The organism is Streptomyces sp. NPDC015125 (assembly GCF_043080045.1).
GTDB lineage: Bacteria > Actinomycetota > Actinomycetes > Streptomycetales > Streptomycetaceae > Streptomyces.
In genome coordinates this window covers 152398-168753 of the sequence record NZ_JBIBVF010000022.1, presented here as the reverse complement: position 1 = coordinate 168753, position 16356 = coordinate 152398, and the positions used below count along the sequence as shown (strand labels likewise).

The window sequence follows — 16356 nt, the reverse complement described above, 5'->3', positions numbered from 1 at the left end:
TTTCCACCACCCCCAACGGGAGGGGACGGGCCGGAGCGGGTGGGTGTCCGGACGTAAAGCGAAGCAGTCCGGACACCCACCCGCGCAGGCCCGTCACCGCACCCCAACAGCCCCGCGCAGCGGACCCGCCCCGCGCAGCGGCAACACCCGCCGCCAGGCGCAGGCGCGAAAGCCAAGAACGGGCCGAGGCCAAGCGCAGCGGACCGCCCGCCGCCAGGCGAAACGGCGACAAACCCCCACGGCGGGCCAGCCGAAAGCGTGGGCCAGAGGCAAAGCGCAGCGGAACGTTAGACTCGTCTGCCGTGGATACCACCCTTCAGGACCCGCTCGTGGGCCAGCTGCTCGACGGCCGTTATCGCGTCCAGGCGCGCATCGCCGCAGGCGGTATGGCCACGGTCTACCAGGCCATGGACACCCGGCTCGACCGCGTGCTCGCGCTGAAGGTGATGCACCCGGGCCTCGCCACGGACGAGGCGTTCGTCGACCGCTTCATCCGTGAGGCGAAGTCGGTGGCGCGGCTGTCGCATCCGAATGTGGTGGGCGTCTTCGACCAGGGCACGGACGGTACGTACGTGTATCTGGCCATGGAGTATGTGGCCGGCTGCACGCTGCGCGATGTGCTGCGGGAGCGGGGTGCCCTGCAGCCGCGGGCCGCGCTGGACATCCTGGAGCCGATCCTGGCCGCCCTGGGGGCCGCGCACCGCGCCGGGCTGGTGCACCGCGACATGAAGCCGGAGAACGTCCTGATCGGCGACGACGGCCGGGTCAAGGTCGCCGACTTCGGTCTGGTGCGCGCGGTGGACACCAACACCACCGCCTCGACCGGCTCCGTCCTGGGCACCGTCTCCTACCTCGCCCCCGAGCAGCTGGAGCACGGCACCGCGGACGCCCGGGTCGATGTCTACGCCTGCGGTGTGGTGCTCTACGAGATGCTGACCGGCGGCAAGCCGCACACCGGCGGCACCGTGGCGCAGATCCTCTACCAGCATCTGCACGAGGACGTGCTGCCGCCGTCCGGGCTGGTGCCCGCTCTCGCACCGCAGCTGGACGAGCTGGTCGCGCTGGCCTGTGCCCGCGAACCGCAGCTGCGTCCGCAGGACGCGGTGGCGCTGCTGTCCCGGGCGCAGGAGGCCCGGGCACAGCTGACCGACGCCCAGCTGGATGTCGTGCCGCCGGAGGCCAGGGAGGGGACCGCGGGCGCGCCGGGCAGCGCCGTGGGCGACGGCTTCGAGCGTACGGACGTGATACCCCGCACCGATGGCGCAGCGCCGCCGGGGGCCGGCGAGGCGGAGCTGAACCGCACCAGCCGGCTGGAGGTGCCGACGGCCTCGGAGCAGACCACCCGGCTGCGGCCGGTGCCTGCCGAGGAGGCACCCCGTCGGGGGCTGCTCCAGCGGCGGCGGCTCGCCACCGTCATCGCGGCCGTCCTGCTGGTCCTCGGGGTCGGCACGGGCGTCTGGTACATCAGCTCCGGCCAGTTCACCACCGTCCCGCCGGTGCTGGACATGACGCAGGCCAAGGCCGAGAAGACCCTGCGGGACGACGGCCTGGGCGTGAAGGTGGTGCGCGACTTCAGCTCGAACGTGGAGCGCGGCCACGTCATGAAGATCGATCCGGCGAACGGCAAGCGGATCCGCGGCACCGACACGGTCACCCTCACCATCTCCCGCGGACCGGAGATCGTCGACGTCCCGGACCTGTCCGGCACCCCGGTCGCCGACGCCAAGCGCAAGCTGCGCGACCGCGGGCTGGTGCCGGGCGCCGTGACCCGCCAGTTCAGCGACGAGGTGGCCAAGGGCTCGGTGATCCGTACGGACCCGGAAGCCGGGACCAAGCGGCGGCCCGACACGGGGGTGGGGCTGACGGTCAGCCGTGGCACCGCGGTCGAGGTGCCCGGCGTGCTCGGCAGCGACCGTGCGGATGCGGCGAACACGCTGCGCGAGGCCGGTTTCCAGGTGCGTTTCGCCGACGAGCCGGTGTTCTCCACCCAGGACAAGGGCACCGTCGCCCGGCAGACCCCGGCCGAGGGCAAGCAGCTCGGCAAGGGCGACACGGTCACCCTCACGCTCTCCAAGGGGCCGGAGATGATCGCCGTCCCCAACGTCACCGGCAAGAACGTCGATGACGCCAAGAAGCAGCTGACGGATCTGGGCTTCCAGGTCGAGGTGAAGAAGCCGTTGCTGTTCCCGCAGGACACGGTCGACAGCCAGTCCGTCGACCCCGGCAAGAAGGCGCCGAAGGGCGGCACGATCACCATCGAGCTCAAGGGCGCCCTGTAGGGTCCGCCGGCCGTGCCCCGCGGCTGCCGTTCGGCGGGCGTGGGGCACCTGGCACCCTGGGAGGGTGAGTACCTCCCCCGAGGGCGCCGTGCAGCGCGCCCGTGCACGTAACCCGGTCGGCGGCCATGTGCCGGTGGCCGGCGGCCTGGCCAAGACCGGCATCCCCTACGCCCGGGAGATGGGCGACGAGGTCGTCCAGGTCTTCGTGGCCAATCCGCGCGGCTGGGCGACACTGCCCGGCAGCCCCGAACAGGACGAGGCGTTCCGGGCGGCCTGCGCCCAGGAGGGGATTCCGGCGTATGTCCATGCGCCGTATCTGATCAACTTCGGTTCGCACACCGAGGCGACCGTCGACAAGTCCGTGGCCTCGCTGCGCCACTCGCTGCGCCGCGGCCGGGAGATCGGCGCGCTGGGCGTGGTCGTCCACACCGGCTCGGCGACCGGCGGGCGGCCGCGTGCCACGGCGATGGCGCAGGTCAGGGAGCGGATGCGGCCGTTGCTCGACGAGCTGACGCACCCGGACGACCCCTGGCTGCTGCTGGAGCCGACGGCCGGGCAGGGGGCGTCACTGTGCGCACTGGCGGAGGATCTCGGTCCGTACTTCGATGCGCTGGACCGGCACCCCAAGCTGGGGATCTGCCTCGACACCTGTCATGCGTTCGCGGCCGGGCACGACATGGCGGCGCCGGGTGGCACGAAGGCGCTGCTGGACGAGCTGGTGGAGGTCGCGGGCGAGGGCCGGCTGAAGCTGATCCACGCCAATGACTCCAAGGACGTGGCCGGCGCCCACAAGGACAGGCACGAGAACATCGGCGCGGGTCACATCGGTGCGGAGCCGTTCGGCGAGCTGTTCCGCCACCCGGCGACGGCCGGCGTACCGCTGGTCGTCGAGACCCCGGGCGGCAAGGAAGGGCATGCGGCGGACGTGGCCCGGCTCAAGGAGCTGCGCGGTCCCTGAGCCCCGTCCGGGGCGCCGGGATCAGAGCTCGGGGCCGTCCCCGGGCTCCTCCTGGTACGAGTAGCGCTGCTCCTGCCACGGGTCGCCGAGGTTGTGGTAGCCGCGCTCCTCCCAGAAGCCGCGGCGGTCGGCCCGCATGTATTCGATGCCGCGGACCCACTTGGGGCCTTTCCAGGCGTACAGATGCGGGACGATCAGGCGGACCGGGAAGCCGTGCTCCGCGGTGAGGAGCTCACCCGAGCGGTGCGTGGCGAAGAGGCATTTCTCCGCGGCGAAATCCTCGATCGGCACATTCGAACTGAAGCCGTACTCGGCCCACACCATGACATGGGTGACATCGGGGGCCGGGGGTGCGAGTTCGAGGATCGTTCGGGTACGCACTCCGCCCCATTCGGCTCCCAGCATGCTGAATTTCGTTACGCAGTGCATATCGGCAACGACCGTGGTGTACGGCAGCGCCGTGAATTCCTCGTGCGACCAGCAGTGTTTCGCGCCGTCGGCGGTGGCGCCGAAAGCCCGGAACTCCCAGCGTTCGGCGCGGAACTTCGGCACCGGCCCGTAATGCGTCACCGGCCAGCCCCGCTGCAACCGCTGCCCCGGAGGCAGCTGAGGTTGCTCCGCTTCGCGGCTTTCCGGCTGACCCATGCCCTCCATGTTGTCAGACCGGAAGGGGTGCCGATGACCAGGGAGAGAGGGATTCGGGCAACTCGCACTAAGCGTGCACTTACTGGACGCCCCACTCCGGGCGGTGCGAGGATGCGGCACCTGCCCAGTTCTCGCGTGGAAGGAGCCCGCAGCCATGCAGGGAGACCCCGAGGTCATCGAATTCCTCAATGAGCAGCTGACCGCCGAGCTCACCGCGATCAACCAGTACTTCCTGCACGCCAAGATGCAGGAGAACTTCGGCTGGACGAAGCTCGCGAAGTACACCCGCTCAGAGTCCTTCGACGAGATGAAGCATGCAGAGATCCTGACGGACCGGATTCTCTTCCTCGAAGCTCTGCCGAATTACCAGCGGCTGTTCCACGTACGGGTGGGCCAGACCGTCACGGAGATGTTCCAGGCCGACCGGCAGGTCGAGGTCGAGGCCATCGACCGCCTCAAGCGCGGTATCGAGCTCATGCGCAACAAGGGCGACATCACCTCGGCGAATATCTTCGAGGACATCCTCGCGGACGAGGAGCACCATATCGACTATCTCGACACCCAGCTGGAGCTGGTGGAGAAGCTCGGAGAGGCGCTCTACATCGCCCAGGTCATCGAGCAGCCGAGCTGAGCGAGCAGACGTGCTCACCCTGCGCCCGGTCCGGAACGACTGCGGGAGACCCCCGTCGCCCCTGAGGGCTACGCGGCCTCCGAAAGCGCCGCGGGCTCCACTGCGTCCGCCTCCGCGCCCAGCGGTTCGGGCGCACCGCTTTCGATGAGCTCCCGGCGGGGGCAGGCGCCCCGGCCGAGCAGTGACTGGATGCGGCGGACACAGCCGCCGCAGTCGGTGCCGGCCTTGCAGGCGGAGGCGATCTGACGAGGCGTGCAGGCGCCCGTGTCCGCGTGCTCACGGACCTGCTGCTCGGTGATCCCGAAGCAGGAGCAGACGTACACGCGGCTTCACCTTCCGTGGAGTCACCTCATCCATCCGGCTGATCTTGGGTGAGGTAACCCTTACCTTACCTGCCCCGGCGGGGGCTGCACAACGCAGTGGGGCGCGGATCACAGGATCCGCGCCCCACTCTCGTTGTGCCCCTGCCCGTCAGCGCAGGTCAGCGGCCGACCGGCTCACTGGTCGCGGTACATCTCCGCCACCAGGAAAGCCAGGTCGAGCGACTGGCTGCGGTTGAGCCGCGGGTCGCAGGCGGTCTCGTAGCGCTGGTGGAGGTCGTCGACGAAGATCTCGTCGCCGCCGCCCACGCACTCGGTGACATCGTCACCGGTCAGCTCGACGTGGATACCGCCGGGGTGTGTGCCCAGGCTCTTGTGGACCTCGAAGAAGCCCTTGACCTCGTCCAGCACGTCGTCGAAGCGCCGGGTCTTGTGACCGGAGGCCGCCTCGAAGGTGTTGCCGTGCATCGGGTCGCAGATCCAGGCGACCTGCGCACCGGAGGCGGTGACCTTCTCGACCAGCTCGGGGAGCTTGTCGCGGACCTTGTCCGCTCCCATGCGGGTGATGAAGGTCAGCCGGCCCGGCTCCCGCTCCGGGTCGAGCCGCTCGATGAGCGTCAGCGCGTCCTCGGGGGTGGTCGTCGGGCCGAGCTTGACGCCGAGGGGGTTGCGGATGCGCGAGGCGAACTCGATGTGCGCCCCGTCCAGCTGACGGGTGCGCTCGCCGATCCAGACCATGTGGCCGGAGACGTCGTAGAGGTTGCCGGTGCGCGAGTCGACCCGGGTCAGCGACGACTCGTAGTCCAGGACCAGCGCCTCGTGGGAGGCGTAGAACTCGACGGTGCGGAACTCCTCCGGGTCCACCCCGCAGGCGTTCATGAAGTTCATCGCACGGTCGATCTCGCGGGCCAGCGCCTCGTAGCGCTGTCCGGAGGGCGAGGACTTCACGAAGTCCTGGTTCCAGGCGTGCACCTGCCGCAGGTCGGCGTAGCCGCCCGTGGTGAAGGCGCGCACGAGGTTCAGGGTCGCCGCGGAGGCGTGGTACATCCGCTTGAGCCGCTCGGGGTCCGGGATCCGGGCCGCCTCGGTGAACTCGAAGCCGTTGACGGAGTCGCCGCGGTAGGTCGGCAGTGTCACCCCGTCACGGGTCTCGGTGGGCTTGGAGCGCGGCTTGCTGTACTGGCCGGCGATCCGGCCGACCTTGACCACCGGGACGGACCCGGCGTAGGTCAGGACGGCGCCCATCTGGAGGAGCGTCTTGAGCTTGTTGCGGATGTGCTCGGCGGATACGGCGTCGAAGGCCTCCGCGCAGTCGCCGCCCTGAAGCAGGAACGCCTCACCACGGGCGACCGCTCCCAGGCGCTCGCGCAGCTGGTCGCACTCGCCCGCGAAGACGAGCGGCGGATAGGACTCGAGCTCCGCGATCACATCGCGCAGAGCCTTTTGGTCCGGCCAGTCAGGCTGCTGCGCCGCGGGCAGGTCTCGCCAGGTGTGGCCACCGGCGTGGGTTTCAGCGTTCACGGTCACACTGCCCACATTACGGGGTCCCGCGAGGCTGTCCGTCCCGGCATCCGGACTGTGAGACGCACTGCACTCGGACGGTCCGGTAGGGTGCCCCTCATGTGCACGCGACCGGCGATCAACAGCAACTGGTGGTGGACCGCTCATCCGGCGGCCCACTGATTCGCGCGCACACCACACACTTCGCGAAGGCCGCCCGAGGGGCGGCCTTCAGCCTTTTGCGGCGGCCGTTCCTCCTCTTCCTGGAAGGAACCCCGTCATGCACCGCGAGCCCCCCGCCCGCACCGACGCCGCCGCACTCGTCCGGCGGCTGCTCGACCCCGCCTGCCCGCCGTTCGCCCTGCTGCACCGCCGCTCCCCCGGACGGGAGGCGGCCTCCCCCACTCTCGGCTTCGCTCGGGCGGGAGGTGCCCCCCTCGTCGAGGTGCTGATCGGTGAGGTCGACGAGGTCGGGCGGCTGGCCGACATCCCGCTGGGCGAGGGGGTACCGGACGCGCCGGTGACCGATGCGCTCGCGCTGATCCCGTTCCGCCAGATCCGCGAGCGCGGCTTCCGGGCCCACGACGACGGCACGCCGCTGGCCGTGCTGCGCCCCCGCGAGAGCGCGGAACTGCCGCTCGACGAGGTGCTGGCGGCGCTGCCCGCGCAGGAGGTACGGGTGACGGACGGGGCGTTCGATGTGGACGACGACGCCTACGCCGAGATCGTCGGGCGGGTGGTACGGGACGAGATCGGCACCGGCGAGGGCGCGAACTTCGTCGTCCGCAGGACGTTCGAGGGCACGATCGAGGACTTCTCGGCGGCCGGCGCACTGGCGCTGTTCCGGCGGCTGCTGGCCGGTGAGCGCGGCGCGTACTGGACCTATGTGGTGCACCGCCCCGGGGTGCACACCCTGGTCGGCGCCAGCCCCGAGGTGCATGTCCGGATGACCGGCGGGAGGAGCGGGCACGGAGCGTCCGGGCCCGGGGACGGCGGGCGGGCGGCCGGGACGGTCGTGATGAACCCGATCAGCGGCACCTACCGCTACCCGGAGGGCGGCCCCACCGCCGAGAGCCTGCTGGCGTTCCTCGAAGACCGCAAGGAGGTCGAGGAGCTGTCCATGGTGGTGGACGAGGAACTGAAGATGATGTGCACCGTCGGCGACAAGGGCGGGGTGGTGATCGGGCCCCGGCTCAAGGAGATGGCGCACCTCGCGCACACCGAGTACGAACTGCGCGGCCGGTCCACCCTCGATGTGCGCGAGGTGCTCAAGGAGACGATGTTCGCGGCGACGGTCACCGGGTCGCCGGTGCAGAACGCCTGCCGGGTGATCGAACGGTACGAGCCGGCGGGCGCCGACGGGCGGGGCCGCGGCTACTACGCGGGGGCGCTGGCGCTGATCGGCCGGGACGCGGGCGGCGCGCAGACGCTGGACTCGCCGATCCTGATCCGTACCGCCGACATCTCCGCCGACGGCCGGCTGCGGGTGCCGGTCGGCGCCACCCTCGTCCGCGCCTCCGACCCGCGCAGCGAGGTCGCCGAGACGCATGCGAAGGCCGCGGGGGTGCTGAGCGCGCTGGGGGTACGACCGGCGCCCGTGCGGGCGGCGTCCGGGGGGCACGGGCAGCGGCTGGCCGACGACCCCCGGGTGCAGGCCGCGCTGGACGCCCGCCGCACCGGCCTCGCGCCCTTCTGGCTGCGGATGCAGACCACCGCACCGATCGCCGAGCTGAGCGGGCACGCGCTGGTCATCGACGCCGAGGACACCTTCACCGCGATGCTGGCGCATCTGCTGCGCACCTCGGGACTGACCGTCACCGTGCGCCGCTTCGACGAGCCGGGGCTGCGCGAGGCCGCCCGCGCGCACCGGGGCCCGATCGTGCTGGGTCCGGGGCCGGGCAACCCGTCGGACGCCGCCGACCCCAAGATGCGCTTTCTGCGGTCGCTCACCGCCGAGCTGGTCGCCGGGCACCGCGACGGTCTTCTGGGGGTCTGCCTGGGGCACGAACTGCTCGCCGCCGAGCTGGGGTTGGAGATCGTCCGCAAGGAGGTGCCCTACCAGGGCGCACAGGAGCGGATCGACTTCTTCGGCCGTCCGGAGACCGTCGGCTTCTACAACACCTTCACGGCCCGCTGCGACGACACCACGGCGGCCGAACTCGCCATGCACCGGGTGGAGTTGAGCCGGGATGCGGACACCGGTGAGGTGCATGCCCTGCGCGGCCCGGGCTTTGCCGGTGTGCAGTTCCACCCGGAGTCGGTGCTGACCTTGGACGGCGCCTCGGTCACCGCGCAGCTTTTGGCAGCTGTCCTCGTGTGACCAGCATGTTCTCGTTGGTGCGGTGGGCCAGATGGTCCTCGACGTTGGCCACGGTGGCCTCGACGATCTGGCCGACCGCGTCCTCGGTGAAGTACGCCTGGTGCGAGGTGACCAGCACATTTTCGAAGGTCATCAGGCGGGCGAGGGTGTCGTCGTCGACGATGTCCAGGGACTTGTCGAAGAAGAAGAACTTGGCCTCCTCCTCATAGACGTCCAGGCCGACGCCGGTGAGTCGGCCGGCCTGGAGCGTCTCGACGAGGGCCTCGGTGTCGACGAGCCCGCCGCGGCTGGAGTTGACCAGGATCGCGTCGTCCTTCATCGCGGCCAGCGCGGCGGCGTCGACGATCCGCCGGGTCTCGGCCACCAGCGGGAGATGGAGGGTGATCAGATCCGCCTCGGCGAACAGCCGCTCCCGGGGGACGTATTTCATGCCCAGCTCCACGCAGCGCGGGTTCTCGGCGAGGTCCCAGCCCAGCAGGTTCATCCCGAAGCCATGGGCGATCCGGGTGAACGCTTCGCCGATCCTGCCGGTGCCGAGCACCCCCGCCGTCCGCCCGCGCAGATCGCGGCCCATCAGGCCGTCCAGCCGGAAGTCGAAGTTACGGGTGCGGTGGGCGGCCCGGACGATCCGCCGGTTGACGGCCAGCGCCAGTGCCCAGGCGAATTCGGCGACCGCGTAGGGGGAGTAGCAGGAGACCCGGCCGATGCTCATTCCGAGGTCGGCCGCGGCCTCCAGATCGATGTTGTGGAAGCCCGTGGAGCGCTGGGCGATCAGTTTCGTCCCGCCGGCCGCGAGGGTCTGCAGGACGTCCGCGCCCAGGTCGCCGTTGACGCTGGAGCTGACGATCTCGTAGCCGCGGGCGATGGGCGCGGTGTCGCGGTTGAGGAAGACATCCAGGCTGCGGACCTGGTGGCGGCCGGCGAAGGCCTTCTCCAGGTACGGCCGCTCATCGGCCTGGACCCCGAAGGCGACGATCTCCACGAGCTCTCCCGGTTCTCCCGCCGGTGGTGCGCCCCCGCCCAGGGGCGAGGGGCCGGACATAACGCGTATGTCGAATATGGCGGACATGGCGAATATACGACCCCTCGACCGGGGGTGCCGCCCGGAGCCCGGGACGGCAGCGGGAGGCTGGGGGCACGGGTCAGGTCACCGGCCGCGGACCACGGGCTACGGGCTACGGGCTACGGACCACGGACCACGGGCTACGGGTCGCGGGAAGCCCCGACCGCCGCCTCAGCCGAAGAACACACCGACCTCGGCGTAGCGCGCCGGATCGACGGTCTTCAGCTGTGCGGTCGCCTCCGCGATCGGCACCCGGACGATGTCCGTGCCGCGCAGCGCGACCATCTTCCCGAAGTCGCCGTCGCGGACCGCGTCGATGGCGTGCAGCCCGAAGCGGGTGGCCAGCCAGCGGTCGAAGGCGCTGGGTGTCCCGCCGCGCTGGGTGTGCCCGAGGACCGTCGTGCGCGCCTCCTTGCCCGTCCGTGCCTCGATCTCCTTGGCCAGCCACTCCCCCACCCCGGACAGCCGGACATGGCCGAAGGAATCGGTGGAGTCGTCCTTGAGCACCATCTGTCCGTCCTTGGGCATCGCGCCCTCGGCGACGACCACGATCGGGGCGTAGCGGACCTTGAAGCGGGAGTCGATCCACCGGCAGACCTGCTCGATGTCGAAGCGCTGTTCCGGGATGAGGATGACATTCGCCCCGCCGGCGAGACCGGAGTGCAGCGCGATCCAGCCGGCATGCCGGCCCATCACCTCGACGACCAGCACCCGCATATGGGATTCGGCGGTGGTGTGCAGCCGGTCGATGGCTTCGGTGGCGACGCCGACGGCGGTGTCGAAGCCGAAGGTGTAGTCCGTGGCGGACAGATCGTTGTCGATGGTCTTGGGGACGCCGACGCAGGGGATGGCGTGTTCGCCGGAGAGCCGGGCGGCGACGCCGAGGGTGTCCTCGCCGCCGATCGCGATCAGCGCTTCGACCTCCTGCTTGGCGAGCGTCTCCTTGATCCGGCGGACACCGTCCTTCTCCTTGAAGGGGTTGGTCCGCGAGGAGCCGAGGATGGTGCCGCCGCGGGGCAGGATGCCGCGCACCGCCGGGATGTCCAGCGGGACCGTGTCGCCTTCCAACGGCCCGCGCCAGCCGTCCCGGAACCCGACGAACTCGTATCCGTACTCCTGGGTGCCCTTGCGGACGACACCCCTGATCACTGCGTTCAGACCCGGGCAGTCGCCGCCGCCGGTCAGTACTCCGACCCGCATCGCTGCTTCACCTACATCCCGTCAGTGGCCGCGCACGGCCGTGTATGAGCCGACGCCGGTCACGCTAATGGTGATCTGGGTCACTCCGGGATGGGACAAACGGTGATGTCCGTGATTTACCGGGGAGTTGGAACGGGGCGTTCACCCGTACGAGCGGTCCCTCCGGGTGGCGGCCGGGGCGGATGGTGAGCGCGCCGGTCACGCCTCGTCGAGACCGCGCTCTATCGCATAACGCACCAGCTCCACGCGGTTGTGCAACTGGAGCTTGCCGAGGGTGTTCTGGACGTGGTTCTGCACCGTGCGGTGCGAGATCACCAGCCGCTCGGCGATCTGCTTGTACGAGAGTCCCTTGGCGACCAGGCGCAGCACCTCGGTCTCCCGGTCCGTCAACTGCGGTGCGCCCGGCTCGTCCGGCGTCGCCGGGACCGGTTCGGTTGCCAGCCTGCGGTACTCGCCGAGTACCAGACCGGCCAGGCCCGGGGTGAACACCGCATCGCCGGCGGCCGTGCGCCGCACCGCGTCCAGCAGCTCGTCCGTGCTCGCCGACTTCAGCAGATAGCCGGTCGCCCCGGACTTGACCGCCTCCAGGACATCGGCGTGCTCACCGCTCGCGGACAGCACCAGCACCCGCAGCGCCGGATTGGCACCGACCAGTTCCTGGCACACCCGCACGCCGGGCAGCCCCGGCAGATTGAGGTCCAGGACCAGCACATCGGGCCCCGCGGCCTGCGCCCTGCGCACCGCCTGGAGGCCGTCACCGGCCGTCGCGACCACCTCGCACCCGGCCTCCGCCAGATCCCGTGCGACCGCGTCCCGCCACATCGGGTGGTCGTCGACCACCATGACCTTCAACCCCTGCTCGCTCACGCTCCGCCCTTCCCCCGTTTTCCGCCCTCGGGCGCACCGCCCTTGGGGACCGTCAACTCCACTTCCGTGCCCTGGCCGGGGACCGAGATCCACGCCGCGCTGCCGCCCAGGTCCCGCAACCGGCCGCGGATCGACAGGGCCACCCCCAGACGGCCCTCGCGTTCGGCGTCCGCGAGCCGGCCCTCGGGGATGCCGGGGCCGTCGTCGCGGACCGTCACGATCACCGCGTGCGGTTCGTCCTCCACCAGGATCCAGGCGTGGGCCTGCGCCCCCGCATGCACCCGTACATTGTCCAACGCGGCACTGACAGCGGCCGCGAGCTCGGCCGCCGCGGCGGGCGGCAGCGCAACCGGGGCACCGGGTTCGGAGAAGGTGACACCGGCGCCCGCGTACGGCGCGAGCAGTGCCCGGACGTCGCACGGTCCGTCGCCGGGCGCCGCCGATACGGCCACGGCGGACGCCGCGGCCGGCTCCCCCGCACCCTCACCGGCCTGGTGCGGCACCGTCGGCCGGAGCGCGGGCGGCGACACCAGCCCGCCGGCGACCAGGGTCCGCAGCGCCACTTCCTGCTCACCGGCCATCCGCCCGAGGTCGCTCGCCTCTCCGCCGATCTCGGCACCGCGCCGCTGCACCATCGCCAGCACCTGCAGCACGCTGTCGTGGATGTCGCGGGCCAGCCGCTCCCGCTCCCGGGTGGCGGCCTCGATCTGCAGGGCGCGGGCGAGGGTGCGCTCACTGGAGCGGGCCACCTCGACGACATAGCCGAGGCCGACGCTGGCCACCCACACCAGCACCACGTTGTGAATGGTGTCGCGGGCCAGCTCCTGGCGCTCGACGAGATTGGCCACCGCCACGACGGTGGAGGCCACCGCGGCCCAGCGCCAGCCGCCCTTGATCGCGAAGCCCAGGACCGCACCCGCCGTCCAGATGGACGGCAGCGTCGGCCCGCCGTCCATGATGCGGGCGTGGGTGTCGACCACCAGCGTGAGCAGGATGCCGCCGACCGCGAAGCCGAGGTCGGCGACGAGGAAGTGGCGGGTGCAGCGCTCCGCCGAGGTGGTGCGCTGCCAGGTCAGCGCCGTCCAGACGGTCAGCGCGCCCATATAGGCGGCGGCGCCCAGTGGATGGGCGTACTGCCGGTAGGAGAGCGCGACCAGGCACAGGGTGTAGACGAGGGTGAGGATCCGGTAGCCGGTGAGCGCGCGCCACAGCGGGAGCTCGACGGACATCCGCAGCACCTTCGGAGGGCGTTTGCCGTGGCGCCTGGCAGCCATGGCGGCACTCGTCGTGCCGGTGCCCGTATACGCGCCCGTATCCGTCATTGCCGTCCCCCTCGCCGGGCGTGGTCACGCCCGGACTCGGCCCTGCCCGTCTATTCGGCGGCCGCCTTCTTGGCCCGCTCCGCCTCGGCCTTCTTCTGTGCCTCGACCTGTGCCGCCTCGGCCTTCGCCGCATCGGCGATCTGCCGCTTGGCCGCGGTCGCGTAGATGTCGACGTACTCCTGGCCGGACAGCTTCATGATCTCGTACATGACCTCGTCGGTGACCGACCGCAGGATGAAGCGGTCGCCCTCCATCCCCTGATAGCGGGTGAAGTCCAGCGGCTTGCCGATGCGGATGCCCGGCCGGATCATCTTCGGCACGATCTTGCCGGGTGGCTGCACCTTCTCGGTGTCGATCATCGCTACGGGGATGACCGGTGCCCCGGTGGCCAGCGCGACCCGCGCCAGGCCGCCCGGCTTCCCGCGGTAGAGCCGGCCGTCCGGGGAGCGGGTGCCCTCCGGGTAGATGCCGAACAGCTCACCGCGCTCCAGCACCTCGATACCGCTCTTGATCGCCGCCTCGCCCGCGCCCCGGCCGCCCGAGCGGTCCACCGGCAGCTGGCCCACGCCCTTGAAGAACGCGGCGGTCAGCTTGCCCTTGACCCCCGGGGAGGTGAAGTACTCGGACTTCGCGATGAAGGTGACCTTGCGGTCGAGTACCGCGGGCAGGAAGAACGAGTCCGAGAAGGACAGGTGGTTGCTCGCGAGGATCGCCGGGCCCTCGGCGGGGATGTTCTCGATGCCTTCCACCCAGGGCCTGAAGGCAAGCTTCAGCGACCCGCCGATGGAAAACTTCATTGCGCCGTAGATCAACCGACTGCCTCCTGTGTGTGACGCAAAGACCTTAACCTGCCCCGGTGCCCCCCTCGCGCCGCGGCTGCCGCCGGACCTATCCGCCCGCCGCCACTTTGCGTACCCTGAGGTAACTCGCCAGGCCCCCTCATCGATCGGAGTCCCCCGGTGCCGCTCCTTCCCGGAGCCGAGCCGTTCCGCCGTGACGGCGGAGAGGTCGGCGTCCTTGTGTGCCACGGCTTCACCGGCTCCCCCCAGTCCGTACACCCCTGGGCGCAATATCTGGCCGACCAGGGGTTCACGGTCAGTCTGCCGCTGCTGCCCGGTCACGGCACCCGCTGGCAGGACCTGCAGATCACGACCTGGCAGGACTGGTACGCCGAGGTCGACCGCGAGCTGCGGGCGCTGACCGAGCGCTGCACCACGGTCTTCGTCTGCGGCCTGTCGATGGGCGGCGCGCTGGCGCTGCGGCTGGCCGCCAAACACGGCGACGCCATCAGCGGGGTGGCCGTGGTCAACCCCGCCAACAAGGTGCACGACGCGGCCGGGCCGCTGCTGCCGGTGCTGCGCCATCTCGTCCGGACGACCAAGGGGCTGACGAGCGATATCGCCAAGCCCGGCGCCGAGGAGGTCGGCTACGACCGGGTGCCGCTGCACGCCGCGCACTCGGTGCGCCGCTTCTTCCAGCAGGTCGACTCCGAACTCCCCGGCGTCACCCAGCCGTTGCTGGTGATGACCAGCCCGCAGGACCATGTCGTCCCGCCGGGGGACTCCGAGCGCATCCTGAGCCGGGTGTCCTCGACGGACGTCCGGCAGACGCTCCTGGAGCGCAGCTACCACGTCGCCACCCTCGACCACGACGCGGAGCAGATCTTCCGGAACACCGTCGACTTCATCACCCGGCTCGCGCCGCATGCGCGGGCGGACGCGGCTTCGGAGGGGACGGCGGCCAGTGGCGGAGCGTAGCCCCCGCGACCCCCGGGACCCGCTGGACGAAGAGGCCGCCTGGGCCGAGATCGTGGCGGGCTACGGCGCCCAGCCGTCGTTCCCCCCGGGAGACGGCGACGACGGCACGGACGAACCGGCGGGGAACGGCGGCTCGAAGAGCACCGAGGCAGACGCCGGGAAGAGCGCCGCGGTGGACGCCGGGAACGTCGACACGGAGGACGCCGGGAAGGACGGCACGGAGGACAGCGACGAGGGCGCCGGGAAGCACGCGGAGCAGGGCAAGGCCGGGGACGGCATGGCCGACGCCCCCCGTCCGGGCAGCTTCGTCGTCTTTGCGCCGGGCGCCGGTCCGCGCAGCTGGACCCCCGCGGAAGCGTCCGACGACGACTTCGACGAGACCGACGAGGGCCACTTCACCCCGCCCGAGCCGCCCCCGCTGCCGCAGGCCGATGTCACCGCCAAGTTCGCCTGGCTCGCGGTGATCGGCGGTCCGATGCTGCTGGTGGCCATGGTGCTGCTGCAGCAGCCGGTGACGTGGTGGATCACGGTCCTGGGCATCGGCGGCTTCCTCGGCGGGTTCGCCACCCTGGTCGCCCGGATGAAGAACGACGACGAGGACGACAACGATCTGCCGGGCAGCGGCGCGGTGGTGTGAGTCAGCGGTGGTGTGAGTCAGCCCCGGCCGGCACCCGCAGTGCGGCCAGCACCGGCAGATGGTCCGTCGCGGCGGTGAGGTCGCTCTCCCGTACCCCCGGCAGACCGTGCGGCACACCGCAGCCGAGAACCTCCACGCCCGGCGTGGTGAAGATCGCGTCGATCCGCTGATGCGGGTCACGGGGCGTGGAGGTGAGCTCCCCGCCCCACGGCCGTGCCGCCCAGGCATCGGTGAGCGCCCCCGCCAGCCGCCGGAAGCTCCCGCCGTCCGGCCGCTCGTTGAGGTCTCCCCCGGCAACGGCGTACGGCACGCCGAGGGCCGCCAGCCGCTCCAGCAGCAGCCCGGCCTGCTCGTCGCGCTCCCGGGCGGCGAGGCTGAGGTGGCAGCTGAGCACACCGAGGCGGGCACCGCCGATCCGCACCACGGCGGTGGCGAAACCGCGCTGGTGCAGTCCGGGGGTGCGGGGCAGCAGGACGTCCTCCGTGCGCTCCACCTGGGCGCGCAGGGTGGAAAGGATCATCGGGCCCGCGGCGGTGCCGCCACCGGTGACGTACACCAGACCGGCCGCGCGGGCCAGCCGCTCGGCGGCCTTGCGCCAGCGGAAGAACCGCGGCGCCTCCTGGACCAGCACGAGATCGGGAGCACAGGCCCGGATCACCCTGGCCAGTGCCGCCCGGTCGTCGCGCATCGAGCGGATGTTGTAGCTGAGCACCCGGATCACGGCCGTACCGTCGGGCTCGGTACGGGAGTCGGGAAGCGGGAGCACGGCTGCGGGTCCTCTCACCGGGATCGTCACGCGGGCCAAGATAGAGCACCGCCCGCCGCACCCCTGGGGGACGCGACGGGCGGTGCCGTAC

The 16356-nt window shown here is 71.2% G+C and carries 15 protein-coding genes; 6 read left to right on the top strand and 9 right to left on the bottom strand.

Annotation, left to right across the window (positions count from 1 at the left end):
• The first annotated feature begins 302 nt into the window (after positions 1–302).
• Both pknB and ACF088_RS33205 read left to right on the top strand, forming a co-directional pair.
• Positions 303–2279, top strand: coding sequence for a Stk1 family PASTA domain-containing Ser/Thr kinase (gene pknB, locus ACF088_RS33210; RefSeq protein ID WP_392379587.1), 1977 nt, complete (start codon positions 303–305; stop codon positions 2277–2279).
• Between the two features lie 64 nt (positions 2280–2343).
• Entirely contained in the window at positions 2344–3237 is an 894-nt protein-coding gene (locus ACF088_RS33205) for a deoxyribonuclease IV (RefSeq protein ID WP_392379586.1), read from the top strand.
• A gap of 21 nt (positions 3238–3258) precedes the next feature.
• On the opposite strand, the gene ACF088_RS33200 is transcribed toward ACF088_RS33205, so the two are convergent.
• Positions 3259–3891: a sulfite oxidase-like oxidoreductase gene (locus tag ACF088_RS33200; protein ID WP_392379585.1), complete on the bottom strand. Its 633-nt coding sequence runs from the start codon at positions 3889–3891 to the stop codon at positions 3259–3261.
• A 145-nt stretch (positions 3892–4036) separates the two neighbouring features.
• Between ACF088_RS33200 and bfr the strand changes: the two genes are divergently transcribed.
• Positions 4037–4513 carry a bacterioferritin gene (bfr, locus tag ACF088_RS33195; protein ID WP_381857221.1) on the top strand — a complete coding sequence of 159 codons (477 nt, stop codon included), beginning with the start codon at positions 4037–4039 and terminating at the stop codon, positions 4511–4513.
• A gap of 68 nt (positions 4514–4581) precedes the next feature.
• On the opposite strand, the gene ACF088_RS33190 is transcribed toward bfr, so the two are convergent.
• Positions 4582–4836: a bacterioferritin-associated ferredoxin gene (locus ACF088_RS33190; protein WP_392379584.1), complete on the bottom strand. Its 255-nt coding sequence runs from the start codon at positions 4834–4836 to the stop codon at positions 4582–4584.
• 174 nt (positions 4837–5010) lie between these two features.
• Positions 5011–6360, bottom strand: coding sequence for a class II 3-deoxy-7-phosphoheptulonate synthase (locus ACF088_RS33185; protein ID WP_088797269.1), 1350 nt, complete (start codon positions 6358–6360; stop codon positions 5011–5013).
• 253 nt (positions 6361–6613) lie between these two features.
• Here ACF088_RS33185 and ACF088_RS33180 point away from each other — a divergent pair, with 253 nt between their 5' ends.
• Positions 6614–8653: an anthranilate synthase family protein gene (locus ACF088_RS33180; RefSeq protein WP_392379583.1), complete on the top strand. Its 2040-nt coding sequence runs from the start codon at positions 6614–6616 to the stop codon at positions 8651–8653.
• On the opposite strand, the gene ACF088_RS33175 is transcribed toward ACF088_RS33180, so the two are convergent.
• From ACF088_RS33175 to ACF088_RS33155, 5 genes are all read right to left on the bottom strand, one after another.
• Entirely contained in the window at positions 8619–9635 is a 1017-nt protein-coding gene (locus ACF088_RS33175) for a 2-hydroxyacid dehydrogenase (protein WP_392379593.1), read from the bottom strand. The two genes, ACF088_RS33180 and ACF088_RS33175, sit on opposite strands and share 35 nt — an antisense overlap.
• 252 nt (positions 9636–9887) lie before the next feature.
• Positions 9888–10916, bottom strand: a complete 1029-nt coding sequence (locus ACF088_RS33170; protein ID WP_392379582.1) for a 6-phosphofructokinase — start codon at positions 10914–10916, stop codon at positions 9888–9890.
• A 198-nt stretch (positions 10917–11114) separates the two neighbouring features.
• Entirely contained in the window at positions 11115–11759 is a 645-nt protein-coding gene (locus ACF088_RS33165) for a response regulator (RefSeq protein WP_392379592.1), read from the bottom strand.
• A gap of 20 nt (positions 11760–11779) precedes the next feature.
• Entirely contained in the window at positions 11780–13057 is a 1278-nt protein-coding gene (gene macS / locus ACF088_RS33160; RefSeq protein WP_392379581.1) for a MacS family sensor histidine kinase, read from the bottom strand.
• A 98-nt stretch (positions 13058–13155) separates the two neighbouring features.
• Entirely contained in the window at positions 13156–13902 is a 747-nt protein-coding gene (locus tag ACF088_RS33155; protein WP_392379580.1) for a lysophospholipid acyltransferase family protein, read from the bottom strand.
• 162 nt (positions 13903–14064) lie between these two features.
• On the opposite strand from ACF088_RS33155, the gene ACF088_RS33150 reads away from it, so the two are divergent.
• Positions 14065–14862 (top strand): alpha/beta hydrolase, encoded by a 798-nt coding sequence (locus ACF088_RS33150; protein WP_392379579.1) that lies wholly within the window; start codon positions 14065–14067, stop codon positions 14860–14862.
• Positions 14849–15499: a hypothetical protein gene (locus tag ACF088_RS33145; protein WP_392379578.1), complete on the top strand. Its 651-nt coding sequence runs from the start codon at positions 14849–14851 to the stop codon at positions 15497–15499. The genes ACF088_RS33150 and ACF088_RS33145 overlap by 14 nt, the downstream gene beginning before the upstream one ends.
• A 1-nt stretch (position 15500) precedes the next feature.
• On the opposite strand, the gene ACF088_RS33140 is transcribed toward ACF088_RS33145, so the two are convergent.
• Positions 15501–16265 carry an endonuclease/exonuclease/phosphatase family protein gene (locus ACF088_RS33140; RefSeq protein WP_392379591.1) on the bottom strand — a complete coding sequence of 255 codons (765 nt, stop codon included), beginning with the start codon at positions 16263–16265 and terminating at the stop codon, positions 15501–15503.
• Positions 16266–16356: the final 91 nt, after the last annotated feature.

Coding starts and splice junctions, on each gene's coding strand:
- ACF088_RS33200 (WP_392379585.1), bottom strand. CDS start 3,891: ATGGAGGGCATGGGTCAGCCGGAAAGCCGCGAAGCGGAGCAACCTCAG.
- bfr (WP_381857221.1), top strand. CDS start 4,037: ATGCAGGGAGACCCCGAGGTCATCGAATTCCTCAATGAGCAGCTGACC.
- ACF088_RS33180 (WP_392379583.1), top strand. CDS start 6,614: ATGCACCGCGAGCCCCCCGCCCGCACCGACGCCGCCGCACTCGTCCGG.
- ACF088_RS33170 (WP_392379582.1), bottom strand. CDS start 10,916: ATGCGGGTCGGAGTACTGACCGGCGGCGGCGACTGCCCGGGTCTGAAC.
- ACF088_RS33165 (WP_392379592.1), bottom strand. CDS start 11,759: ATGGTGGTCGACGACCACCCGATGTGGCGGGACGCGGTCGCACGGGAT.
- macS (WP_392379581.1), bottom strand. CDS start 13,057: ATGGCTGCCAGGCGCCACGGCAAACGCCCTCCGAAGGTGCTGCGGATG.
- ACF088_RS33155 (WP_392379580.1), bottom strand. CDS start 13,902: ATGAAGTTTTCCATCGGCGGGTCGCTGAAGCTTGCCTTCAGGCCCTGG.